Origin of the sequence: Microvirga pudoricolor (assembly GCF_016892705.1) — a bacterium.
GTDB classification, from domain to species: Bacteria; Pseudomonadota; Alphaproteobacteria; order Rhizobiales; family Beijerinckiaceae; genus Microvirga; species Microvirga pudoricolor.
Genome location: NZ_JAFEMB010000001.1, coordinates 752,470 through 776,013, shown reverse-complemented (window position 1 = coordinate 776,013; position 23,544 = coordinate 752,470). Strand labels below are relative to the sequence as shown.

Sequence of the window (23,544 nt, the reverse complement as noted above, 5' to 3'; positions counted from 1 at the left end):
TGCGGTTGCCCGTGCGCCCTTAATTTGGACAGATTCCCGGGCGAACGAGCAACGATAGCACACGATCTCCAACGAATGCGGCGGGCTGCGCAAAGCGGCCCAGGAAGAGGACGCGAGAATGAATCCGGCTGATGTGGCTCAAGCCGTCCCCGTGGCGCACGACATGTCGCTCTTCGGGCTGTTCTGGCAGGCCCACTTCGTGGTCAAGCTGGTGATGCTGGGCCTGATCGGCGCCTCGATCTGGTGCTGGGCCATCATCATCGACAAGTCGCTCCTCTACGCCCGCACCAAGCGGTCCATGGACAAGTTCGAGGAAGTGTTCTGGTCCGGCCAGTCCCTGGAGGAGCTTTACCGTTCGGTCCAGGGGCGCACGCCCACGGGGCTGGGAGCCGTCTTCGCCGCCGCCATGCGCGAATGGAAGCGCTCCTTCGAGGGCTCGGGCCGCTCGTTCCAGAGCCTCGGCCAGCGCATCGACAAGGTCCTCGACGTGACGATCCAGCGCGAGGTCGAGCGTTTGGATTCCAAGCTCACGGTCCTGGCCTCCATCGGCTCGGCGGGCCCCTATATCGGCCTGTTCGGCACCGTCATCGGCATCATGAACTCGTTCACGTCCATCGCGACCTCCAACAATACCAGCCTCGCCGTGGTGGCGCCGGGCATCGCCGAGGCCCTCTTCGCCACCGCCATCGGCCTCTTCGCGGCCATTCCGGCGGTGTTGGCCTACAACAAGCTCCAGGCGCAGGTGGGCCAGCTCCAGTCGCGGCTGGAAGGCTTCGCGGACGAGTTCTCGGCCATCCTGTCGCGCCAGATCGACGAGCGCCTCGCCCACCAGGCGCACGCTCCGGCGCACGCGGCTTAAAGGGGAGCGGGCGCGATGGCCATGGCAGCGGGTTCGGCCCAAGGCGGACGGCGCAGGCGGCGGGTGCGGCGCGGCGGCGCCATGAACGAGATCAACATGACGCCGTTCATCGACGTCATGCTGGTGCTCCTCATCATCTTCATGGTGGCGGCCCCCCTCATGACCACGGGCGTGCCCCTCGACCTGCCGCAGACCAAGGCGGCGCAGCTCAACGTGGATTCGAAGCCCGTGATGCTATCCGTGAAGGCCAACGGCCAGGTGTACCTCGCCGAGGACCCGCTGGCCGACGAGGCCATCGTGGGCAAACTCGCGGAAGTGTCCAAGAACGGCTTCGACGAGCGCATCTTCGTGCGGGCCGACAAGGCCGTAGAATACGGGCGCGTGGCGACCGTCATGTCGTTGGTGTCATCGTCCGGTTACAAGCGCGTGGCTCTCGTGACGGAGCCCGAGAAGCGGTGACGGAAGCATTGGGGCAACATCCGTGGCGTTGAAGCTCACATTCAAGCCCTCGGAACCGGGCGTCTGGGTCTCGGGCGCGGCTCACGTGGCCGTGCTGGGGGCTGCCCTGTTCTCGCTGTCGGCCGCGCCCTTCCCGGACGCGCAGGAAGGCATTCCGGTGGAGATGATCACCGAGAACCAGCTCTCCCAGATCACCAAGGGCGAGAAGACCGCCGCCGCCGTGCAGGAGACCCCGAAGCCCCGCGTCGACCGAGTGGCCGAGAAGCAGGAGCTGAAGGATCCGGGCGAGGACAAGGCCGACATGCCGACCCCGCCGACCCGGCCCGCCGACATGAAGACGGCCGAGAAGGAGGTCGAAGCCGCCTCCGCACCTCCGCCGCCGCCGCCACCCCCGCCGCAGGATCGGGCCGCCGTCGAGAAGGCCGCCGAAGAAAAGCGTCTCGCCGAGCAGGCCGAGGCCGAGGCCATCGAGCAGGCCCGCGCCGAGGCAAAGGTGAAAGCCGAAGCCCAGGCCAAGGCGCTCGCGGAGGCGAAAGCCAAGGCGGAGGCCGACGCGAAGGCCAAAGCCGTGGCGGAAGCCCAGGCCAAGGCGAAGATGGAAGCCGAAGCGAAAGCCAAGGCCGAAGCCGAGGCCAAGAAGGTCGCCGAGGCCAAGGCCAAGGCGGAGGCCGAAGCCAAGGCCCGCAAGGAGGCCGAGGCCGCCAAGAAGCTTGATTTCGGCGACATCAAGCAGCTCCTCGCCAACAAGACGGAACGCAAATCGTCCGGCGCGACCGGTGCGGAGGTCAACAAGACCGCCTCCCTCGGCACCGCGACGGGCACGTCCGCCAAGCTCAGCCCGAGCATGCGCGACGGCCTGATCGGCCTGCTGCAAGACCGGATCCGCGAATGCTACAACGCGCCGGTCGCGGCCAGCGCCGGCAACGGGACGCCGCCGGTTCTCGACATCCGCCTCAACCAGGACGGAACGCTGTCGGCGGAGCCGGTGGTTCTCAAGGCCGGATCAACCGCCACCGACCGCGCCGTCGCGGATGCCGCGCTGCGTGCCGTCCGGCGCTGCGCGCCCTACCGTGTTCCCGCCCAATTCGTTCCCTACTACGCGGATTGGAAAATCCTGAACGTCCAGTTCGATCTCTCCTGATTGGATGACCCTTCGAGATAATATGTCCATGATTGCACGCCTTCTGCCACGCCTGCTCGTCGCGCTTGCCATGGCCCTGCCCATGGCGGCCCTCGCGCCGGCCGCTCACGCTCAGCTCAGCTTCCGGGTCGGTCCCGGCGGCCAGTTCCAGCCCATGCCCATCGCGGTCGCGGATTTCTCCGGCGAGGGCGATATCGGCCAGCAGGTCTCCGGCATCATCACCAAGAACCTCCAGCGCTCGGGCTATTTCTCGCCGCTCGAGAAGTCCCGTTTCCCCGAGCGTCCGTCTTTTGACGCCGCCCCGCGCTTCGAGGCGTGGCGGGCGGCGGGCGCGCAGGCGCTCGTGACGGGCCGGGTCTCCCGCGATCCGTCGGGCCGCATGAAGGCCGAGTTCCGGCTCTGGGACGTGGAGACGGGCCAGCAGCTCACGGGCCAGCAATACGTCACGGACCCGAATTTCTGGCGCCGCATCGGCCACATCATCTCGGATGCGGTCTACACCAAGGTCACGGGCTTCGGCGGGTTCTTCGACACCCGCATCGTGTTCGTGGACGAATCCGGCTCCAAGGAGAACCGCCGCAAGCGCCTCGCCATCATGGACCAGGACGGCGCCAACGTGCGCTACCTGACGCAAGGCGACAACCTCGTGGTGACGCCGCGCTATTCTCCAGCCTCCCAGGACATCACCTACATGTCCCAGGCCGATGGCCAGCAGCCTCGTGTCCAGGTCATCAACCTGGAGACCGGCTCGCGCCAGATCGTGGGCAACTTCCCGGACATGACCTCCTCGCCGCGCTTCTCGCCGGACGGCCGTCAGATCGTCATGAGCCTGCAGCAGGGCGGCAACGCCAACATCTTCCTGATGAATCTCGGCTCCAACGCCACCACGCGGATCACCTCCACGGGCGCCATCGACACCTCGCCGTCCTTCTCGCCGGACGGGCGCGAGATCGTGTTCGAGAGCGACCGGGGCGGCAAGCAGCAGATCTACGTGATGGGCGTGGACGGCTCGAACCAGCGCCGCATCTCCTTCGGGGACGGCTCCTATTCCCAGCCGGCCTGGTCGCCGCGGGGTGACTTCATCGCCTTCACCAAGCAGCGCGCGGGCGGCTTTGCCATCGGAATCATGAAGCCGGACGGCTCGGGCGAGCGCATCCTCACGGAAGGTTTCCACAACGAGGGACCGACCTGGGCGCCCAACGGCCAGTACATCCTGTTCTTCCGGGATCCGGGCGGGCAGGGCGGCGGCAAGCTCTACATGGTGGACATCACCGGTCGCGTGGAGCAGCCCGTCCCGACGCCGTCCTACGCCTCGGACCCGACCTGGTCGCCGCTCCTGAGCGAGACCCGGCAGTAAGGTCATCGGCCCATGGCCGACGAAAGGGCGCCTTCGGCGCCCTTTCGTTGGATCAGACGCGGGACGCGGCCGTGGGGCCTGCGCTGTCCTTGCGGCCCTTGAGCTTGAAGGCCAGCACCAGGAGCCCGATGCCGAACACCATGGCGTAGGCGCCGAGCCACCAGGTGAGAACCACCGCGCCGACGAGAGGCGCGATCAGAAGCGCGAGGCCGAACAGCAGCGAGACGACGCCGCTGAAGATGAGCCAGCCCTTGCCGTAGGTGGCATCGAGCTTGAAGGCCGCCACGATCATCAGGACGCCGGTGATCAGGGACCAGAACGCCATCAGGGTCACGAAGAACACGAGCGTCAGGCCGGGCCACATGAAGGCGATGACGCCCACCAAGATGTTCACGACGCCTTCCAGCACGAGCAGGCCCCAGCGCTGATGCGCCTGAGCGGCCCGGATGCCCGCCACGATGCCGAACACCCCGTCCACCAGCATGTAGGCCGAGAAGAAGAGAACGAAGGACAGGAGCGTGGCGCCTGGCACGAAGAAGGCGATGAGAGCGAATACGATGGCGAAGAGGCCGCGCAGGGCGACGGCCCACCAGTTCTGGGCCAGGAGCTCGCTCATGGCCGCCGTGCGGTCGAGTCCCGGAAAGGGTGAGGTAGGTCCGCTCGCCATGATGTGCCTCCGTTATCCTATCTGAATGGATAGGGAAACTTATCAAGACACGGGCTCGGCGGTCGAGGTCCTATTCGGCCGGAGAGGCTTCATCCCCCGAAACTTCACGCTCGGAAGCCCGGCCCAGGCGCCGCTTGAGGTAGAGTTTGCGCCTGCGGAGCCGCACGCGGCGCTTGAGGCGAAAGGCCCGCACCAGGAGGGCGAGCCCCATCCAGACCAGGAAGATCACGATCGGTGAGACGACCAGCACCGGAAAAACCGTGACGGCGGCGGCCAGCGCCAGCATCACGGCCCCGATGGTGGCGACGCTGCTGGCCTCGGTGGCGGTTAGCGACCGGGAGCCGCCGATGGCGTGGCCAACGCTGTTGCTGAGCGCGAGCGCACCCGCCGCCAGCCGCCGCACGCCGCCCTTCTTACGGGACGGGAAGCGGCGCGAGCGCAGGTTCCGGGCCCGCCGCCGCTGCGTCTGCCAGCCGGGTACGATCTCCGTGGCGTTGGCGAGGTCCTCCAGGTACATGGCTTCCATGGCCTCGCCGAAGGCCTTGTCTTCCACGACCACGTCGAGTTCCCAGTTCGTGGCCCAACTGGCGAGGTTGAGGTTGGTGGAGCCCACCCGGGCCCATCGGGCATCCGCCACCGCCGTCTTGGCGTGGAGCATGGGGCCATTCCACTCGAACACCCGGATGCCGGCCTCGATAAGGGAGCGGTAGCCCGCCCGAACCACGGGCTGTAGCATTGCGACGTCGCTCGATCCCGGCACCAGCAGGCGCACGTCGACGCCATCGCGGGCCGCCTCGCCCAAGGCCTGAACGTAGGAGGTCGTCGCCACGAAGTAGGCGTCGGTGATCCATAGGGTCTTCTGGGCCATGGCGGCCACGAACTGATCGAACCGGTAGGTGCGGAACATGCCGGGCTGCCCGCAGATGACCCGCGCGGCCGTCTCGCCGGCCGCCGGGATGGTGTCGGCATCCGCCAGTTCGCCCCGGTCGAAGGCCGGGCCCGCGATGGCCCAACTGTCGAAGAACGCGGCATCGAGGTCGGCCACGATGGGCCCCTCGAGGGACAGACCGGTGTCGCGCCAGGGTTCGGACCCGTTCACGCTCTGCCAAGCATTGGACACGCACAGGCCCGCCACGAATCCGATCCGACCATCCACCGTGATGACCTTGCGGTGGTCGCGGCGGATCCAGAACGGGTCCGTGAGCCTCGGCGGGTTGAAGACCCGCACCTCCACGCCGGCCCGGCGCAGGCGCTTCCAGAAGCGGGGCAGGGCACGCCAGGACGAGCCCAGCCAGTCGTACAGGACCCGCACCTTGACGCCGGCCTGGGCCCGCTCGATTAGCGCGTCCGCGAAGGTGCGGCCGGTCTCGTCATCGGCGATGATGAAGTTCTCGAAATGGATCACCCGCTCGGCCGACCGGATGGCATCGAGCCAGGCCGGATAGTTGCAATCCCCATTGCGCAGGAGCGCGACGGCATTGCCCTGGCGCAGGTGGCTGTCCGCGATCCGCGCGAAAGCCCGCTCCAGCCGCGGGTCCCGCGGAGGGCCTGGCAGGGACGGGTCCCGGGGGGCAAGCTGAGCGGTTGTATCCATGGGCTGATAACGCGCGAGAAGGGGATTCGGTCTCGCCGTGCGGCGGTTGCCCACAGCCTCGGACGAGAGCCTGTAGATGTGGTAGCGACGCCCGCCGGACAAGCGCTTGGGCTCTTCCTGCCTGAAGGGGTACCTAAGAGATCCTGGGCACGGATCGCAAGCAACGAAAAAGGCGCGGCCTCGCGACCGCGCCTTCGGTGGAAAAATCGAGAAAATATCAGGCTGCGGCGCGTGTTACGGCGTCGACAACCTCGTCGACCACCTGCACGACGAGGTCCCGGTCGTCGCCTTCGCCCATCACCCGGATCACGGGCTCGGTGCCCGAGGGCCGGATGACGAGGCGGCCACTCTTGCCCAGGCGCTCGCGGGCGGACTCGATGGCGGTGGCGACCGAGTCCTGCTGGAGGGGCTGGCCCGCCTTGTAGCGGACGTTCTTGAGGATCTGCGGCAGCGGCTCGAAGCGGTGGCAGACCTCCGACACGGGCTTGCCGAGGCGCTTGACCACGGCGAGAAGCTGGAGCGCCGCCACGAGGCCGTCCCCGGTCGTCGTGTGGTCCGACATGATGATGTGGCCGGATTGCTCTCCGCCGAGGTTGAAGCCGTGGGCGCGCATGTGCTCCAGCACGTAGCGGTCTCCCACGGCGGTGCGCACGAGGTTGAGCCCGAGGCCTCCGAGATAGCGCTCGAGGCCGAGATTCGACATGATCGTGGCCACGATGCCGGGCTGCGCCAGCAGACCCTCGTCCTTCCAGAAGCTCGCCACCACGGCCATGAGCTGGTCGCCGTCGACCATTTGGCCCTTCTCGTCCACGATTAGGACACGGTCCGCGTCTCCGTCGAGGGCGATGCCGATATCGGCCCGCAGCTCGCGCACCTTGGTGGCCAGGGCCTCCGGGGCCGTGGAGCCGACCCCGTCGTTGATGTTGAAGCCGTTAGGCTCGACACCGAGAGAAATGACCTCGGCGCCCAGCTCCCAGAGGGCCTCGGGTGCGACCTTGTAGCCGGCCCCGTTGGCGCAATCGACCACGACGCGCATCCCCTCGAGATCCACCTGGCGGGGCAGGGTGCGCTTGGCGAACTCGATGTAGCGGGCCTGGACGCTCTCGACGCGCTTGGCGCGGCCGAGCCGTGCGGAGGTCGCGAGGCGGGAGGACAGGTCGGCGGCCAGCAGGGCCTCGATCTCTTGCTCGACCTCGTCCGAGAGCTTGAAGCCGTCGGGGCCGAAGATCTTGATGCCGTTATCCTCGTAAGGGTTGTGCGAGGCCGAAATCATGACCCCGAGGTCGCACCGCATGGAGCGGGTCAGCATGGCGACGGCGGGTGTCGGGATCGGCCCTGTGAGGAGCACGTCCATGCCCACGGAGTTGAAGCCCGCCTGGAGCGCGGTCTCGATCATGTAGCCCGACAGGCGCGTGTCCTTTCCGATCACGACCCGATGGCGGTAGTCGCCGCGCTGGAACATGAGGCCGGCCGCCTGGCCCACCTTCAGGGCGAGCTCCGGGGTGATGACTCCATTGGCGCGGCCGCGAATGCCGTCTGTCCCAAAGTACTTGCGCACGGGTGTGGTCTCCGAAATCGGTAGCGCCGGGGCGCTTACAGGCTTTCTCAAAGCAACCTCCACAGCTCAGGTCAAGATTCCGGGGTCTGTTCGGGTCATCACAAGTGATGAGCGAATGTTACAATCAAAGATGTAACGCATTCGCTAACGGCGAAAACTGGCCGTTGGCAAGAAAAACGCCCGCCGGAGGGGCGGGCGTTGGATCTTTAGGGGTGGAGTCCAGCCGGATCAGGCCTGCGGTTGAGGCTCCATGCCGCCGTCCGACTCGCGGGGACGGGTGCGTCCAGCGGACGGAACCGGCGAGCCACGGCTCGGGGTGGTCGGCTCACCGGAATCGCGGACCGGAGGCTGGCCGTCGAGGAGCTTCTTGATTTCGTCGCCCGAAAGGGTCTCGTATTCCAGAAGGCCGCGAGCCAGTGCTTCCAGCTCGTGCTCCTTCTCGGTCAGGATGCGGCGGGCATCCTCGAGGCCGGCCTCGACAAGACGACGGACCTCCGAGTCGATCTTCTGCGCCGTCGCCTCCGAAACGTTCTGCTGGCGTCCCATCTGCATGCCGAGGAAGACCTCGTCCTGGTTCTCGCCATAGGCGACGGTGCCGAGTTCGGGCGAGAAGCCCCACTTGGTGACCATCATCCGAGCGAGGCGGGTGGCCTGCTCGATGTCGGACTGAGCGCCGGACGTGACCTTCTCCTTGCCGAAGATCATCTCCTCGGCGATGCGGCCGCCCATCATGATGGCGAGCCGGGAGGTCATCTGCTCGAAGCTCATGGAGAGCTTGTCACGCTCCGGCAGCTGCATGACCATGCCGAGCGCCCTGCCACGGGGGATGATCGTGGCCTTGTGGACCGGATCGGTGGCCGGAACGTTGAGGGCGACCACCGCGTGGCCGGCCTCGTGATAGGCCGTCAGGCGCTTCTCGTCGTCGGTCATGACCAGGGTGCGGCGCTCGGCACCCATCATGACCTTGTCCTTGGCATCCTCGAACTCATGCATCGTGACGATGCGCTTGCCGCGCCGGGCCGCCAAGAGAGCGGCCTCGTTGACGAGGTTCATGAGGTCCGCGCCCGAGAAGCCGGGGGTGCCGCGGGCAATGACCTTGAGGTCCACGTCGGGTGCCAGCGGGACCTTGCGAACGTGGACGCGCAGGATCTTCTCGCGGCCCGTCACGTCCGGGTTCGGCACGACGATCTGGCGGTCGAAGCGGCCGGGACGCAGCAGCGCGGGGTCGAGCACGTCGGGCCGGTTGGTGGCCGCGATGATGATCACGCCCTCGTTGGCCTCGAAGCCATCCATCTCCACCAGGAGCTGGTTGAGGGTCTGCTCGCGCTCGTCGTTGCCGCCGCCGAGGCCGGCGCCGCGATGGCGGCCGACCGCGTCGATTTCGTCGATGAAGATGATGCAGGGCGCGTTCTTCTTGGCCTGCTCGAACATGTCGCGCACGCGGGATGCACCCACGCCTACGAACATCTCCACGAAGTCGGAGCCCGAGATGGTGAAGAACGGAACGTTCGCCTCGCCCGCGACGGCGCGCGCCGTCAGGGTCTTACCGGTGCCCGGAGGGCCGACGAGCAGCACACCGCGGGGAATGCGACCGCCGAGACGCTGGAACTTCTGCGGGTCGCGCAGGAATTCCACGACCTCCTGAAGGTCTTCCTTGGCTTCGTCGATACCAGCCACGTCGTCGAAGGTCACGCGGCCGTGGGCCTCGGTCAGCAGCTTGGCCTTGGACTTGCCGAAGCCCATGGCCCGGCCGGCCCCGTTCTGCATCTGGCGCGACAGGAACACCCAGGCGCCGATGAAGAGCGCGATGGGCAGGATGTTCATAAGCACCGCAATGAACCACGGGGTCGAGTCCGATTGCGGGCGGGCGGTGATCTGCACGCCCTTCTGCTGCAGCTTCGAGACCAGCATGGGGTCGTTGGGCGCATAGGTCGTGAAGTTGCGGCCGTCCGTATAGGTGCCGCTGATCTCCGGCCCGGAGATGATCACGTTGGAGACGCGGCCCTGATCGGCATCGGCCAGGAGCTGGCTGTAGGCGATATCGCTGCCGCCGCTCCGGTGGCCGGGGCTTTGGAAGAGGGTCACGAGCGCCAGCACCAGGAGGAAGATGACAACCCACAAGGCGAAGTTGCGGAAATTCGGATTCATCGGATCAGATCTGCCCCAGGGGGAGAGGGTACGGGAGAGGAATTCTCCCATACGGTTGGGATCAATGTAGGCACGGTTCCATCCCTTGCCAAGGGAATGAGGCACCTATGGGGCATGAACTCATCCCCTTGGATAAGAGATATCCCTAACGGCCGCGCCGGCGCGGGGGTTCGGCCGTGATGGCGAGCCGCCCTGCGGCGTTGAGGGACAGTATCGCGCCCGCCACCGTCAGGCGCAGGGCCTCGCCCCGTTCCAGGGCGCCGCGCAGGCGCTCGAGGCAGGTTTCCAGGCGCCCGAGCCGCCGGTGGTCGGGGGAGGGCAGGGCGCGCGCGAGAGCGAGATCCAGAACCCGCAACGCGATGTCGTAAGGCTCGCGGATCAGGCAAGCGGCCTCGAAGACTAGTGCCCCAGGTGCCCCAACGTCGGCCATCCGGTTCGGGGGCGCGGGGTCCTGAGACCGCGCCAGGGCATCTTGAAAGCCTTGCTCCAATGCTTGTTTCGCCTTCGCCCGCAGCGCTGCGTCGGCGCGCGCCGCACGGGTGGCAAATCCGGCCAGGCGTTCGGCCGTCAGACCTTCGCGGGCGAGCGCCGGCATGAGGGCGCGCCAGCGCACCCGTTCGAACCGAGGGTTGGCGTTGGACGGATCGGCGACGGAGGCCCAGCCATGATCGGCGCAGAGTGCCAGGAGAGCGGACTTGCGCAGGCCTAGCAGCGGACGGGCATGCCGGATCCCGTCGACCCTGCGCTCCGCGTGCATGCCGGACAACCCCGCTAGGCCCGAGCCGTGCGCCAAGCGCATGAGCACGGTTTCGGCTTGGTCATCGAGAGTGTGCGCCGTGACCAGGTGGGAGGCTCCGCAGGCCCGGGCATGCCGGGTCAGGAGCGCGTAGCGGGCCTCGCGGGCGGCGGCCTGCAGCCCCGTTCCCGGCTTGTCCCCCTCCCAGGCGAGAACCCGATGGGGCAAGCCCAGCCGCGCGGCCTCCCGCCCGACCCAGGCGGCCTCCTCGGCGGCCTCCGGGCGCAGGCCATGATCGACCGTGGCGACGAGGACCGGGGGATAGCCGAGGGCGGTCCAGCGGGACAGGAGGTGCATCAGCGCCATGGAGTCCGGGCCCCCAGAGACGGCGGCCAGAACGGCGGAAGCGGACGAGAGCGGGGCGAAGAGGCCTTGCAGCCATTCGGCGGTGAGGGTGGGGGCGCTCATGCGGGAGCCTTCAAAAAGGCTCGACCGGATCAGACGCCGCCGCTCACGAGCATTTGGCCCGCTGCTGCTCGCGGGCGGAGCCCTGGCGAACGCTGGCGGAGGCCTGGGGATATTTGCGGTCGAGCTCGACGAAGACCGCGCAGGCGCGGTCGCGGGCCCCGATGGCATTGAGCGAGACGCCGAGCTTCAGGAGGGCGTCGGGGGCCTTGGCGGAGCTCGGGTAGTCGGCCGAGACGTTCAGGAACTGCTCGGCGGCCTCGCGATGGCGGCCGCGCTGGAGATAGCTCTCGCCGAGCCAGTACGAGGCTTCCGGCACCATCCGGTCGCGGGGATTGGACTGGAGGAAGCGGCGAAAGCCCATCTCGGCCTGCTCGTATTGCCGCTGGGTGTAGGACGCATAGGCGGCGTCGAAATCCGAGCGCGGATCGCCGCTGCTCGTGGCCGCGACGCTCGGGCCGGGCCGCGCGGGCGCCACCGAAGCCGTGCGGCCCGTGCCGCCGATATCGAGCGGGGCGCTGCCCGGAGGGGCGTCGTCCCCCTCGATCAGGTCGCCGATCCCCGCCAGCCGGCCGCCGGGCAGCGCCATGGGCCGGCCGATCTCGGAGGTGTCGAGGGGGGCGGAGGGGGCCGCGGAACCGAGCTGGCGCGGCGCGCCGGGAGCTTCGGGCTCCGTGCCCGGATCGAAGGCGTCGCTGCGCTTTTGGGGCTGGGGCTGGGCCGGACGGGCCGGGGTGGCCGTGGGGGGCGCCGACGGGCGGGAGCCACCCCGGTTCTCCTGGAAGCGGTACTCCACGTCCTCCTGGAACCGGCGCAGCTGATCCTTCAGCTGGCGGTTTTCGAACTGGAGCTGCTCCATCTGGCCGGACAGCTGGCGGATCTGGCTCTCCAGGCGGCTGAGGCGCACGATGGCGTCGGCCGCGTCCTGGGCCAGGGCCGGAACGGAAATGGACGCAAGGGCAAGGGCGGCGATGAGGGCTGCGAGTGAACGGCGAAACATCATGGATACCGGAAGGATACGGCCTCGAACGGCCTGCCGATAACACAAAAGCGCCGCCACGGCGATAATGTGGCGGCGCTTCGCGCTTCAAACCCTTTTGATCGGCGGAGGCTTAGGACCCCGCGCCGCCCAGCACCGTCACGGCGCGGCGGTTCTGCGACCAGCACGAGATGTCGTTGCACACCGCGACCGGACGCTCCTTGCCGTACGACACGGTGCGCAGGTTGCCGGCCGGAACGCCGCGGGACACGAGGTAATCGCGCACGTTCTGGGCGCGGCGGGCCGAGAGCGAGAAGTTGTACTCGCGGGTGCCGCGCTCGTCCGCATGGCCCTCCACCAGGACCGTGTAAGTCGGATAGCGGGCCAGCCACTGCGCCTGCTTGTCCAGGGTCGCGACGGCGGTGGGGTTCAGGTCGGTCTGGTCGGTCTCGAAGAACACGCGGTCGCCGACATTCACGACGAAGTCCTGCGCGCTGCCCGGCGTGGCCGCGCCACCGGCGCCGAATCCGCCGGCGGAACCGTCCGCCGTACCATCTTTGTTGGACGAACAGGCCGCCGCCCCGAGGGCGAGGACGATCGCAGCGGCGAACTTGACGGCTCGCAACGTCATCATTGGCAATACTCCTTACACAAACGTCTGCCGAACGTTGTGTTTCTTATAGGTAGCGATGGTTAAAGGAGGGTTCCGTCAACCTTGATGAAACCTTGCGAAACAGGGTGAATCGCAGGCAGGTGCTGAAACCTGCGCTTATGGTTAATCGAGCCTGAATACGGCAAAGGTCGGGCATCGGGAGCCTGCTTGCCGTTGAGATCAAAGGCTTTTCCGTGACGGTTCTTTGGTATGGCGCGTGCCGCCCAGCGATCGCCCGCGCGGGCCGGAATCGGCCGCCGGGGGCGCATGCAATCATGCGCCCCCGTGGGTCCGGTTCGGTCGCTAGATCAGGATAAAGTCGCCCCCCGACAGCCCGAGGCCGGTCTGAAGCTGGGCGAACTTGACCGCCGCCATGGATCCCGTGCCATCGCGGTCATAGAAGAGGGCGCCGGTGTTGGGATTGTAGATAATCCGGTCCTCGCTGTCCTCCGCCTGGAAGCCGGTCTCGAATTGGTCCTCGCTCAGGCCGCGCGAATCCCCGGTGCAGCCCAGGAAGACGTTGCGCGCGAGCGCGATCTTGTCGTTCATGCCGGTCTGCTTGGTCTCGAAGAACGGGATGGTGTCGACGTTGAAGGCGCTCAGGCCCGTGGTGAACTGGAAGATCGTCCCGTAGGATTTGTAGTACGATTCCAGCATGTCGGATCCAGCACCCCCGTCCAGGGTCTGGTTGTTGCCGTCCACCACCAGGGTATTGGAGAACTCGTTACCCTGGATCTTGAGGTTGGCATAGGCCGTGGCGATGATCGTCTCGAGGTGCTGGCCCGGCTGCAGGGTGAACGACGCGGTCGTGAAGACGGTGTCGCCGTCGCCGATCGTCCAGTCGATCACCTGGTCCTGGGCATTGTCGACATAGAAGCGGTCGTCGGCCGTGTTGCCCTGGAGGTAATCGATGCCCGAGCCGCCCATCAGCATCGTCGACATGCCCGGCGTGGCGTAGATCTTGTCGTTACCGACGCCTCCATCGAGCACATACGTGCCGGAAGGCGAGTTGGCGATGCCGTTGCCGCCGATCAGCGTGTCGTCAAACCTGGATCCGGTCACGCCCTCGATCTCAGCCAGGATGTCTCCGGCGGCGTCGCCGTAATATCCCTTGCCGCTGCGCAGGTCGACGTGAACGCCTGTCGAGGAGGCGTTGTAGTAGACGATGTCGTGACCGCTGCCTCCGACGATGTAATCGGCCCCCTTGTATCCCCAGAAGCCGTCGTTCCCGCCAAATCCGTACATGATGTCGTCGCCGGCCGTGCCGAGGAGTTGGTCGGCGGTCTCGGAACCGAGGAAGATTCTGTCCCAGTCCGACCAGGGTGCTCTCGATGATGAAGTTGAAGCCATTTTGGTCATATCTCTTCTAGAAGTTGTCCTAGAGATGTGGTCCTATTTGCCACGTTACAACAAAACATTACGAGAAGAGTTGTTCCTCAGGTCTGCGAAACGGACGGTTTCCTCTGCGGATCGTGGTCAAGCTTTTCAGGCTGGCCGTCCGCTCAAGCCAAGACTGTTTGCAAATCATTAACGTTAAGAGCCATTTAACCAGTCTGGCTCATGCTGGCTCGCATGATGGGCCCACGATGGCCGCGATGATTTGGAGACCGCGTCCATGCGTTCGACCCTGCTTACCCTGGCCGCCTTGGCGTCGAGTCTCTGCGCCGCGCCCCCGGCTGTCGCGGCCGACCTGCCGCCGGCGCCCGTCCTGGACGATATCCCCGATCCCGTCGAGTCGGGGTGGTATCTGCGCGGGGATATCGGGGCGGTGTCGAACGCGGTCTCGTCCCGGCCGCGTGATCCCGGCTTCGAAGACGTTCCGCCGCTTCTCCGCTCCAAGCTGGAGCGCGGCGCCGTGATCGGCGGCGGCGCGGGTTATCGGTTCTCGCCGTTCCTGCGCGCCGACGTCACCGTGGATCACAGGTTCGAGAGCGCTTTCCGGTCGACGCGTTTCGGCTTCGGGGCGGGCTCGGCCTTCGATCGCGCGGACGCGTCCGCCACGGCAGTGCTGGCCAATGCCTATCTCGACTTGGCGCTCCTGCCCGGCATCACGCCCTATATCGGCGCGGGGCTGGGGTTCAGCCACACCAGAATCGGCGGGGGCGAGCGCTGGATCGCCGAGCCGGAGGGTGCCCTGGCCGGCGCGGCCTCGCTGGGCGGCGGTTCGGACACCCGCTTCGCCTGGGCGGCCATGACGGGCGTGGCTCTCGAACTAACGTCGAACCTGACCGTGGACCTCGGCTATCGCTATATCGATCTCGGCAAGAACGGAACGCGATTCGACGGGTTCGGCGTGCCCCTGTCCGGTGGCCGCTTCCATGCTCACGACGTCCGGATCGGAGCGCGCTACCTGTTCAACTGAGCGGGGCTGGAACGGCATGAAGACGCTTTGGGCGAAACCCTGGCTGAGGCTCTCGGCGACAACGCAGCAGCATCTGCACCGAGGCGTCGACGTCACGCTGGGCGGCCTGATGCTGCTCGGCGCCCTGGCCCATGTCTACGGCTCCTTCACGGCCTACCCATTGGGCTCCGAGGTGCTGGTCTGGTCCCTGTCGGCGGGGGGATTGGCGCTCCTGCTCGCCGCTCTCAACCTGCTGCGGGCCATGCGACCGGAGGACCGGACGCTCGCCTGGATCTGTGCGGGGGGATGCGTCCTCTGGGCCCTCCTGGCCGTCCTCTTCGGGCTGTCGATCGGCCACGTTCTCGACGCCCGCGTGATCTTTCACGCCGTGGTCGCCGCGGCTCTGGCGGATCTCAGCGTCCGGATGGCGTTGGGGAAGGACGAACCTTCCGCCGCCGGGCCGGAGGCGCAACCGGTTCCCATGCCCGCGCCGGACCCGCTTCCCGCGCCACCGCGATCCGTCGACGTGCCTCCGCCGCTGCCGGTCGCCAGGCTGCGCGTGGTCAATGGAAGCGCCTCCGCCGAGAGGGTGTGAGAGCCGGATAGGCCTCCTTCGCGGTTGTCCCAGGGCTCGCCACGGGTCTCGGCGCTCGACAGGGGCGGCCGGACCCGATCCGTCCGCGATGGAGGGGCACCGCCCCAACGAGGAAGGCCCAGCGCTCCGGCCGTCCCCCGTCGCTGAGGCATCTCGACCCCTCCAAGGGAAAGGCCCGGGAGAGTGGCGGTACCCTTACTCTGCCGGGTGAGCCGGCGGCACCGCCTCGCCATGCGGGCGCCGGGACGCCTGTTCCTCCTGGCCGCGCAGCTTGTCGAGCATCTCGCTCACGTAAGTAGCAGGCTTGGTGAAGCCGCCGAGCAGCAGGTAGATGGCCGGAATCACCAGTACCGTCAGCAAGGTCGAGAGCGTCACGCCGCCCACGATCACGGTGCCGATGGCGTTGCGGGCCTCCGCGCCCGCGCCGCTCGAGAGCGCCAAGGGCACGGCGCCGCCGATCATGGCGATGGAGGTCATCAGGATCGGGCGCAGGCGCATCACGGACGCCTCGATCACCGCCTCGCGCACGGAATAGCCGCGCTCGCGCAGCTGGTTCGAGAACTCCACAATCAGGATGCCGTTCTTGGTCATCAGGCCGATGAGCAGGATCATGCCGATCTGGCTGTAGATGTTGAGCGTCTGCCCCGTGAGCCACAGGGCCAGGAGTCCGCCGGTGAGCGCCAGGGGCACGGTCAGCATGATGATGAACGGGTTGATCCAGCTCTCGAACTGCGCCGCCAGGACCAGGAACACCACGAGGAGCGCCATGCCGAAGGTGACGTAGATCGCGTTCGAGGATTCGCGGAAATCCTTGGACTGGCCCGTATAGCCGATGCGGGCCTCGGCGGGGAGTTCCGTGCGGACGATGTTCTCCAGGGTGGCCAGGCCTTCGCCGATGGACACGCCGGGGCGCAGGGCCGACTGGATCGTGATCGAGCGCATGCGGTCGAAGCGGTTCAGCGTCTGGGGCGAGGCCGACTCCGTCAGGGTCACGAAGGAGGAGAGCGGCACGAGCTCGCCGTTGGCGGCCCGGATGAAGGTGTTGGTCAGGTCGTTGGGGCTCGCGCGATCCTCGGCGCGGCCACGCATGATGACGGAGTATTCCTCGCCGCGATTGACGAAGGTGGAGATCTCCGACTCGCCGAACATCAGCTCGAGCGTGCGGCCGATATCCTCGATGGAGATGCCCAGATCGGCGGCGCGTTGACGGTCGATCTGGACGCGCACATTCGGCTGCGATTCCCGGTAATTGGAATCGAGGTTCAGGAACATGCCCGTGGCCTGGGCCTTCTGCATCACGGTATCGCGCCAGTCCCGCAGGGTGTCATAGTCCGGCCCGCCGAGCACGAACTGGATCTGCTGATTGAGGCCGCGCTGGCCGAGCGAGGGTGGGTTGATCGGGAAGGCGCGGGCGCCCGGCAGGTTCGAGACCTTGCCGTAGAGCTGCAGCACCAGGTCCTGCTGCTTCATCTCGCGCTTGTCCCAGGGGGCCAGGCGCACGATGATCATACCCGCATTGACGGGGGAGGGGCGGGCGAAGCCCGGCGCGACCTGGCTCGTCATGGAGGTCACGACGCCGTTGTCGAGGTAGGGCTGCAGCTCGCGCTCGACCTCCTTCACCCGGTCGCGGGTGTAATCGAGGCTCGCGCCCTCGGGGGCATCGATGCGGATGATGATCGCGCCACGGTCCTCGGTGGGCGAGAACTCCTTCGGGATCGCCTGAAACAGGTTGTAGGCGCACAGCGATACCACGGCGCCCACGGCCAGGATGATGAGCGGCCCCTTGAGGGCGCGGGTCAGCAGCCAGCGATAGCCGTCGTTCATCTTGGTGAAGAGCGGCTCCGTCATGACCTGGATGCGGCCATGGGCCGGCACCATCAGCTTCGAGCACATCATCGGCGTGAGGGTTCGGGCCACGACGCCGGAGAAGAAGATCGAGGCCGCGAGCGTGATGGCGAATTCGCGGAACAGCTTGCCCGTGTTGCCCGGCATGAAGGCGAGCGGCACGAACACGGCCATGAGCGTCGCCGTGGTGGCGATAACCGCGAAGCCGATCTCGCGCGCGCCGTCGAAGGACGCGAGCAGGGGTGCCTGTCCCTCCTCGATGCGACGGTGCACGTTCTCGATTTCCACGATGGCGTCGTCCACCACGATGCCGATGGCGAGCACGATGGCGAGCAGCGTCAGCACGTTGATGGAGGCGTTGAAGTAGCTCATCACCATGAAGGCCGCGATGATCGACACCGGGATCGCCACCATGGCCACGATGGTGGACCGCCAATCACGCAGGAAGAGCAGGATCACCAGGATCACGAGGGCGATGCCTTCGATGAGCGTATGCAGCACGCCGTCGATGGAGGCGCGGATGAACTGGCTTTCGTCGTAGGAGACCTCCGCCTTGGTACCGGGCGGCAGCGACGATTTCAGCTGCTCCAGCTCGGCGCGCACGCCGTCGGCCACCGCCAGGGTGTTGGCGGTGGACTGGCGCACGATGCCCAGGCCGATGGCAGTCTTGCCCGACTCATAGAACTCGAAGCGGTTGTCCTCAGGGCCGACCTCGACGCGGGCGACCTCGCCCAGGCGCACCAGGTATCCGTTCTTGTTCGAGACGATGACCTGCTCGAAGTCCTTCGGGGTCGACAGGCGTGAATCCGTCTTCACGGTGAACTCGCGCTGGCTCGACTCCACGCGCCCGCCCGGCAACTCCACATTCTGGCGCTTGATGGCGGTTTCCAGGTCCTGCACGGTCAGGCCGCGCGCCGCCAGGGCCGCCCGGTCGACCCACAGGCGCATGGCGTAGCGCCGCTCGCCCGCCAGGTACACATTGGCGACGCCTTCCACGGTGGAGAGACGGTCGACATAGACGCGCTTCAGGAAGTCGCTGAGCTCCAGGGCGTCGAGGGAGGACGAGGTGACGCCCACCCACATGATCGCGGAGGCGTTGTCGTCGACCTTGCGCACCACGGGGGAGTCCACGCCGTCGGGCAGGCGCCCGGCCACCCGAGAGACCGCGTCGCGCACGTCGGAGGCCGCGTCCTCGGGGCTGCGCGACACGTCGAACTCGATGTTGACCGAGGAGCGCTCGTCCTGGCTCTGCGAGGTGATCTGGCTGATGCCCTCGATGCCCGCGATGGCGCCTTCGATCACCTCCGTGACCCGGTTCTCGATCACCTCATTGGCGGCGCCCCGATAGATGGTCGACACCGACACGACGGGCCGGTCGACGCTCGGGTATTCCCGCACCGGCATGTTGATGAGCGCGCCCAGGCCGCCGACGATCAGCAGCAGGCTGACCACGATGGAGAAAACGGGGCGGCGGATGAAGAGGTCGGAGACCTGCATGGCTATGGTCCAAGTGCATCAGGAGAGCAAATCGCGCAGTATACGCCGGCGTGCTCTCCTCCCCCTTGTGGGGAGGAGTTGGAGGTGGGGGTGTCGGCTCCGGACCCATTAAGGCTTGGCGCTCACACCCCCACCCTAGCCCTCCCCACAAGGGGGAGGGGATAGCGTGGGAGTCTGTGAGCGCGGCCATCTACTTCCGCTCGGCCGCCGCCGCCGGGGTGATGGCCCCCGGCAGGTTCAGCGAGGAGCGGGACGGGGTGTCCCGGTTGGCCGTGGGGGGCGCCGCATCCTTGGGGGCGGGGGTGCCGACGGGACGCGGCACTACCTCGATGCCGGCGCGCACTCGCTGGACGCCCAGCACCACGATGGTCTCGCCCGCCTTCAGGCCGTCCAGGACCTCGACCTTGCCGCCCTGGCGCTGGCCGATGGTGATGACGCGGCGCTCGATCTTGTTGTCCTTCACCGGATAGATGATCTGGCGCAGGCCTTCGCTGACCACCGCCTCCTCCGGCACCACGATGGCATCGTCCTTGTTGGTCACCTCGAGCGCCACGGACAGGAACATGCCCGGCCGCAGGGCCTCGTCCGGGTTGTCGAAATCCGCCGTCAGGCGGACCGTGCGGGTGACGGGATCGATGCGCGGATCGATGGTGGAGACCTGGCCCTTGAAGGTGCGGCCCTGGTAGGCCACGGCCTTGGCGTTCACCACCTGGCCGGGCTGGAGGCGGGCCAGAAGGTTTTCCGGAACCGAGAAATCGAGGCGGACCTTGGAGAGGTCGTCGAGGGACGTGATGCGGGTGCCGGGCGAGATATAGGCGCCGAGCGACACCGAGCGGGTGCCGACCCGACCCGCGAAAGGCGCCCGTATGGTCAGGTCCTCCAGCCGGGCCTCGGCGGCCTTGCGCTGGGCCTGGGCCGACGCGATGGAGCCTTCCAGGGACTTCGCCTGGGCGGTCAGATCCTCCACCTGGGCGCCGGTTCCGGCTCCGGTGCGGCTCAGCGCGACGGCGCGCTCCAGCTTGATCTGCACCTCGTTGCGCAGGGCCACGGCCCGGTTGGCCTCGGCGGCGGCCTGTTCGATCTCGGCTTTTCGCTCGGCGGCGTCGAGCTGAACCAGCACGTCGCCGGCCTTGACCTTCTGGCCTTCCTGGAAGCCGATCTCGTTGATGATGCCTGCCATCTTGGCCGTCACCGTGATGGATTCGTAGGCACGGATCGTGCCCACCGCCTCGCGGGTCTCGACGATGCGGCCCGTCTTGACCGTATCGACCTCGACGGCCGGCGGGCCGGAGGGGCCGCGCCCGCGGGCCGGGCCCGTGGCCGCCTGCCCGGTGGGAGCCGGGAAATAGGAGCCGACAACCGGCGCTTTCGCGAGGTAGCCTTCCTTGTAGGCATACCAGCCGCCAAATCCTGCCGCGCCCAGCACGGCAATGACGGCGAGCTGTCCGGATGCACGCATGCTCGCTCCTTAAAAGGTCCCAAACAATTCGATGAGGCGGACCTAGCATATAATATGCCAGTTGAGGGTTTAGTACCGCAGAAGACACGCGGATGTGTATTACGATTTCGTAATCTCATCCCTTATCGCTTTCCTGTCCGGCTCCGCTTGACCGCGACACTGTCCTCCGTCATACCCGTCGGCGGGACACCTCCCCCCACCGGGAGGCGCCCATCTGTAAGGATGGATCACATGACGAATACGCCTGCCGTGCGCCCTTCCGCGCCGTTTTTCTCGTCCGGCCCCTGCGCCAAGCGCCCCGGATGGAGCCTCCAGAACCTCAAAACCGAATCCCTGGGCCGCTCGCACCGCGCGAAGCTCGGCAAGGCGCGCCTGAAGCTCGCCATCGACCTGACCCGCGAGGTGCTCGAGGTCCCGGCCGATTACCGCATCGGCATCGTGCCCGCCTCCGATACCGGCGCCGTCGAGATGGTGCTGTGGTCCATGCTCGGCGCCCGGCCGGTGGATATGCTGGCCTGGGAGAGCTTCGGCGAGGGCTGGGTCACGGACGTGGTCAAGCAGCTCAAGCTGGCGGATGCCCGCGTGATCAAGGCCCCCTATGGCGAGCTGCCCGACCTGACCCAGGTCGACACCCGAACCCGCGACGTGGTCTTCACCTGGAACGGCACCACCTCCGGCGTGCGCGTGCCGAACGCGGACTGGATCGCGGCTGACCGTGAGGGCCTGACGATCTGCGACGCCACCTCGGCGGCCTTCGCGCAGACGATGGATTTCTCGAAACTCGATGTCGTCACCTTCTCCTGGCAGAAAGTGCTCGGCGGCGAGGCGGCCCACGGCATGCTGATCCTGTCGCCCCGCGCGGTGGAGCGGCTCGAGACCTACAAGCCGGCCTGGCCGCTGCCGAAGATCTTCCGCATGACGAGCAACGGCAAGCTCATCGAGGGCATCTTCCAGGGTGAGACCATCAACACCCCGTCCATGCTCTGCGTCGAGGATTACATCGACGCGCTCGAATGGGCGAAGTCGATCGGCGGCCTGAACGCCCTCACGGCCAAGGCCGATTCCAACGCCCGGGTGATCACGGACTGGGTCGCCCGCACGCCCTGGATCGCCAACCTCGCTCAGAAAGAGAATGAGGCGTCCAACACCAGCGTCTGCCTCGTGGTGGCCGATCCCGACGTGGTCGCCAAGGGTCCGGACGCGGTGGCGGCGGTGGCCAAGGGCATCGTGGCGGCGCTCGAGAAGGAGAACGTGGCCCTCGACATCGGTGCCTATCGCGACGCGCCTCCCGGCCTGCGCATCTGGTGCGGCGCCACGGTCGAGCGATCCGATCTCGAGGCCCTGACGCCCTGGCTCGACTGGGCCTTCGCGCAGGAAAAGGCCAAGCTCGCGAAAGCGGCTTAAGCACTCAACCCTCTCCCCGAAGCGGGAGAGGGTGGTCGGCAAAGCCGACCGGGAGAGGGGGCGGTACTCGGTAAAGCGCCCCTCTCGCAACCATCCATTTCACATATCCCCTCTCCCGACCTGCTTCGCAGGCCACCCTCTCCCGCGGAGGGGAGAGGGACAAAGAGGTGACCCATGCCCGCTCCCCGCGTTCTCATTTCCGACGCCCTGTCGCCCGCCGCCGTTCAGATCTTCAAGGATCGCGGCGTCGAGGTCGATTTCCAGCCCGATCTCGGCAAGGACAAGGACAAGCTCGCTGCCATCATCGGCAATTATGACGGCCTCGCGATTCGGTCCGCCACCAAGGTGACGGCCAAGATGCTCGATCAGGCCAAGAACCTGAAGGTGATCGGCCGCGCCGGCATCGGCGTCGACAATGTCGAGATTCCCGCCGCCACCGCGAAGGGCATCATCGTGATGAACACGCCCTTCGGGAACTCCATTACCACCGCCGAGCACGCCATCGCCATGATGTTCGCGCTCGCCCGCCAGATCCCCCAGGCCGACGCGTCGACCCAAGCCGGCAAGTGGGAGAAGAACCGGTTCATGGGCGTGGAGCTCACGGGCAAGACGCTCGGCGTCATCGGGTGCGGCAATATCGGGTCCATCGTGGCCGAGCGCGGCATCGGGTTGCGCATGCGCGTCATCGCCTACGACCCCTTCCTGTCGCCGGAGCGCGCGATCGAACTCGGCGTCGAGAAGGTCGAGCTCGACGACCTGCTGCGCCGAGCCGACGTGATCACGCTTCACGTGCCAATGACGGAGAAGACCAAGAACATCCTGTCGGCCGAGAATATCGCCAAGACTAAGAAGGGCGTGCGGATCATCAACTGCGCTCGCGGCGGCCTCGTGGACGAGGCGGCCCTGCGGTCGGCGCTCGATTCCGGCCATGTTGCGGGGGCGGCTTTCGACGTCTTCACCCAGGAGCCCGCGACCGAGAACCCGCTCTTCGGCCATCCCAACGTGGTGTGCACGCCGCACCTGGGCGCCTCGACGTCGGAGGCGCAGGAGAACGTGGCCCTGCAGGTGGCCGAGCAGATGTCCGACTACCTGCTCCAGGGCGCGATCCAGAACGCCGTGAACTTCCCGTCCATCACGGCCGAGGAAGCCCCGCGCCTGAAGCCCTTCGTGGCGCTGGCCGAGAAGCTCGGCTCGTTCCTGGGCCAGCTCACGGAAGCCCCGATCAAGGGCATCCGCATTGAGTACGAGGGCGACGTGGCTGACATGAACACCCGCGCGCTCACCTCGGCGGCCGTGACCGGCGTGCTGCGGCCGTTCCTGCAGGACATCAACATGGTGTCGGCACCCGTCGTGGCGCGCGAGCGCGGCATCACGGTGGAGGAGGTCAAGCGCGAGAACGCCGCGCGGGACTACGAGAGCTTCATCCGCATCGTGGTGGACGCGGAGGACACCGCGCGCCACGCCGGCGGCACCGTGTTCCAGGACGGCAAGCCCCGCGTGACGGAGATCCGCGACATCGCCGTGGACGCCGAGTTCGCGCCGCAGATGATCTACATCCGCAACGACGACAAGCCCGGCTTCATCGGCCGTTTCGGCACGCTCCTGGGCGAATCCGGCGTCAACGTCGCCACCTTCGCGCTCGGCCGCGATACCCCCGGCGGGGATGCGATCTGCTTTGTGTCGGTGGATGAACCCGTCTCCGACGAGCTCCTGCGCAAGATCGAGGAGATTCCCCAGGTCAAGCGCGCCCGGTCGGTGCGGTTCTGACAGTCTCCAGGACAAAAGCGG

The 23,544-nt window shown here is 67.1% G+C and carries 18 protein-coding genes; 8 read left to right on the top strand and 10 right to left on the bottom strand.

Annotated features, from left to right (window positions below; translation table 11 throughout):
- Positions 1–118 precede the first annotated feature (118 nt).
- From tolQ to tolB, 4 genes are read left to right on the top strand one after another with little or no spacing between them, the layout of a single operon-like run.
- Positions 119–859: a protein TolQ gene (gene tolQ / locus ILT42_RS03575; protein ID WP_204213939.1), complete on the top strand. Its 741-nt coding sequence runs from the start codon at positions 119–121 to the stop codon at positions 857–859.
- Between the two features lie 15 nt (positions 860–874).
- Positions 875–1,318 (top strand): ExbD/TolR family protein, encoded by a 444-nt coding sequence (locus ILT42_RS03570; protein WP_229428337.1) that lies wholly within the window; start codon positions 875–877, stop codon positions 1,316–1,318.
- Between the two features lie 22 nt (positions 1,319–1,340).
- Complete coding sequence (tolA, locus tag ILT42_RS03565; RefSeq protein WP_204213938.1) at positions 1,341–2,459, top strand: cell envelope integrity protein TolA; 1,119 nt, start codon at positions 1,341–1,343, stop codon at positions 2,457–2,459.
- 28 nt (positions 2,460–2,487) lie between these two features.
- Positions 2,488–3,816 (top strand): Tol-Pal system beta propeller repeat protein TolB, encoded by a 1,329-nt coding sequence (gene tolB / locus ILT42_RS03560; protein WP_229428448.1) that lies wholly within the window; start codon positions 2,488–2,490, stop codon positions 3,814–3,816.
- A 52-nt stretch (positions 3,817–3,868) separates the two neighbouring features.
- Here tolB and ILT42_RS03555 read toward each other — a convergent pair whose 3' ends face one another.
- The 8 genes from ILT42_RS03555 to ILT42_RS03520 all read right to left on the bottom strand — a co-directional run bounded on the left by ILT42_RS03555 (position 3,869) and on the right by ILT42_RS03520 (position 13,965).
- The gene (locus ILT42_RS03555) at positions 3,869–4,483 is read right to left on the bottom strand and encodes an HdeD family acid-resistance protein (protein WP_204213936.1); all 615 of its coding nucleotides are present in this window, start codon (positions 4,481–4,483) and stop codon (positions 3,869–3,871) included.
- A 70-nt stretch (positions 4,484–4,553) separates the two neighbouring features.
- Positions 4,554–6,179 carry a phospholipase D-like domain-containing protein gene (locus ILT42_RS03550; RefSeq protein ID WP_204213935.1) on the bottom strand — a complete coding sequence of 542 codons (1,626 nt, stop codon included), beginning with the start codon at positions 6,177–6,179 and terminating at the stop codon, positions 4,554–4,556.
- A 115-nt stretch (positions 6,180–6,294) separates the two neighbouring features.
- Entirely contained in the window at positions 6,295–7,635 is a 1,341-nt protein-coding gene (gene glmM, locus ILT42_RS03545; protein WP_204213934.1) for a phosphoglucosamine mutase, read from the bottom strand.
- A 228-nt stretch (positions 7,636–7,863) separates the two neighbouring features.
- Positions 7,864–9,783 carry an ATP-dependent zinc metalloprotease FtsH gene (ftsH, locus tag ILT42_RS03540; RefSeq protein WP_204213933.1) on the bottom strand — a complete coding sequence of 640 codons (1,920 nt, stop codon included), beginning with the start codon at positions 9,781–9,783 and terminating at the stop codon, positions 7,864–7,866.
- Positions 9,784–9,928: 145 nt separating this feature from the next.
- The gene (gene tilS, locus ILT42_RS03535; protein WP_204213932.1) at positions 9,929–10,987 is read right to left on the bottom strand and encodes a tRNA lysidine(34) synthetase TilS; all 1,059 of its coding nucleotides are present in this window, start codon (positions 10,985–10,987) and stop codon (positions 9,929–9,931) included.
- 43 nt (positions 10,988–11,030) lie between these two features.
- Positions 11,031–11,984, bottom strand: a complete 954-nt coding sequence (ybgF, locus tag ILT42_RS03530) for a tol-pal system protein YbgF (protein WP_204213931.1) — start codon at positions 11,982–11,984, stop codon at positions 11,031–11,033.
- A 112-nt stretch (positions 11,985–12,096) separates the two neighbouring features.
- Positions 12,097–12,597 carry a peptidoglycan-associated lipoprotein Pal gene (gene pal, locus ILT42_RS03525; RefSeq protein WP_204213930.1) on the bottom strand — a complete coding sequence of 167 codons (501 nt, stop codon included), beginning with the start codon at positions 12,595–12,597 and terminating at the stop codon, positions 12,097–12,099.
- 321 nt (positions 12,598–12,918) lie between these two features.
- A complete protein-coding gene (locus ILT42_RS03520; protein WP_204213929.1) occupies positions 12,919–13,965 on the bottom strand; it encodes a calcium-binding protein in 1,047 nt (348 codons plus the stop codon).
- 265 nt (positions 13,966–14,230) lie between these two features.
- Between ILT42_RS03520 and ILT42_RS03515 the strand changes: the two genes are divergently transcribed.
- Together ILT42_RS03515 and ILT42_RS03510 are read left to right on the top strand one after the other, a co-directional pair.
- Positions 14,231–14,977 (top strand): outer membrane protein, encoded by a 747-nt coding sequence (locus tag ILT42_RS03515; RefSeq protein ID WP_204213928.1) that lies wholly within the window; start codon positions 14,231–14,233, stop codon positions 14,975–14,977.
- A 16-nt stretch (positions 14,978–14,993) separates the two neighbouring features.
- Entirely contained in the window at positions 14,994–15,551 is a 558-nt protein-coding gene (locus ILT42_RS03510) for a hypothetical protein (protein ID WP_204213927.1), read from the top strand.
- Between the two features lie 195 nt (positions 15,552–15,746).
- On the opposite strand, the gene ILT42_RS03505 is transcribed toward ILT42_RS03510, so the two are convergent.
- Positions 15,747–18,893, bottom strand: a complete 3,147-nt coding sequence (locus ILT42_RS03505) for an efflux RND transporter permease subunit (protein ID WP_204213926.1) — start codon at positions 18,891–18,893, stop codon at positions 15,747–15,749.
- Positions 18,894–19,083: 190 nt separating this feature from the next.
- Entirely contained in the window at positions 19,084–20,352 is a 1,269-nt protein-coding gene (locus tag ILT42_RS03500) for an efflux RND transporter periplasmic adaptor subunit (RefSeq protein WP_204213925.1), read from the bottom strand.
- Positions 20,353–20,583: 231 nt separating this feature from the next.
- Here ILT42_RS03500 and ILT42_RS03495 point away from each other — a divergent pair, with 231 nt between their 5' ends.
- On the top strand, positions 20,584–21,756 hold the full coding sequence (locus tag ILT42_RS03495) for a phosphoserine transaminase (protein ID WP_204213924.1): 1,173 nt from the start codon (positions 20,584–20,586) through the stop codon (positions 21,754–21,756).
- A gap of 174 nt (positions 21,757–21,930) precedes the next feature.
- Positions 21,931–23,523 carry a phosphoglycerate dehydrogenase gene (gene serA / locus ILT42_RS03490; protein ID WP_204213923.1) on the top strand — a complete coding sequence of 531 codons (1,593 nt, stop codon included), beginning with the start codon at positions 21,931–21,933 and terminating at the stop codon, positions 23,521–23,523.
- The last annotated feature ends 21 nt before the right edge of the window (positions 23,524–23,544 follow it).

Excerpts from the sequence above, each read along its gene's own strand:
- tolQ (WP_204213939.1), top strand. The coding sequence starts at position 119 with ATGAATCCGGCTGATGTGGCTCAAGCCGTCCCCGTGGCGCACGACATG.
- ILT42_RS03570 (WP_229428337.1), top strand. The coding sequence starts at position 875 with ATGGCCATGGCAGCGGGTTCGGCCCAAGGCGGACGGCGCAGGCGGCGG.
- tolB (WP_229428448.1), top strand. The coding sequence starts at position 2,488 with ATGATTGCACGCCTTCTGCCACGCCTGCTCGTCGCGCTTGCCATGGCC.
- ILT42_RS03555 (WP_204213936.1), bottom strand. The coding sequence starts at position 4,483 with ATGGCGAGCGGACCTACCTCACCCTTTCCGGGACTCGACCGCACGGCG.
- ftsH (WP_204213933.1), bottom strand. The coding sequence starts at position 9,783 with ATGAATCCGAATTTCCGCAACTTCGCCTTGTGGGTTGTCATCTTCCTC.
- tilS (WP_204213932.1), bottom strand. The coding sequence starts at position 10,987 with ATGAGCGCCCCCACCCTCACCGCCGAATGGCTGCAAGGCCTCTTCGCC.
- ybgF (WP_204213931.1), bottom strand. The coding sequence starts at position 11,984 with ATGTTTCGCCGTTCACTCGCAGCCCTCATCGCCGCCCTTGCCCTTGCG.
- pal (WP_204213930.1), bottom strand. The coding sequence starts at position 12,597 with ATGATGACGTTGCGAGCCGTCAAGTTCGCCGCTGCGATCGTCCTCGCC.
- ILT42_RS03520 (WP_204213929.1), bottom strand. The coding sequence starts at position 13,965 with ATGGCTTCAACTTCATCATCGAGAGCACCCTGGTCGGACTGGGACAGA.
- ILT42_RS03515 (WP_204213928.1), top strand. The coding sequence starts at position 14,231 with ATGCGTTCGACCCTGCTTACCCTGGCCGCCTTGGCGTCGAGTCTCTGC.
- ILT42_RS03510 (WP_204213927.1), top strand. The coding sequence starts at position 14,994 with ATGAAGACGCTTTGGGCGAAACCCTGGCTGAGGCTCTCGGCGACAACG.
- ILT42_RS03505 (WP_204213926.1), bottom strand. The coding sequence starts at position 18,893 with ATGCAGGTCTCCGACCTCTTCATCCGCCGCCCCGTTTTCTCCATCGTG.
- ILT42_RS03500 (WP_204213925.1), bottom strand. The coding sequence starts at position 20,352 with ATGCGTGCATCCGGACAGCTCGCCGTCATTGCCGTGCTGGGCGCGGCA.
- ILT42_RS03495 (WP_204213924.1), top strand. The coding sequence starts at position 20,584 with ATGACGAATACGCCTGCCGTGCGCCCTTCCGCGCCGTTTTTCTCGTCC.
- serA (WP_204213923.1), top strand. The coding sequence starts at position 21,931 with ATGCCCGCTCCCCGCGTTCTCATTTCCGACGCCCTGTCGCCCGCCGCC.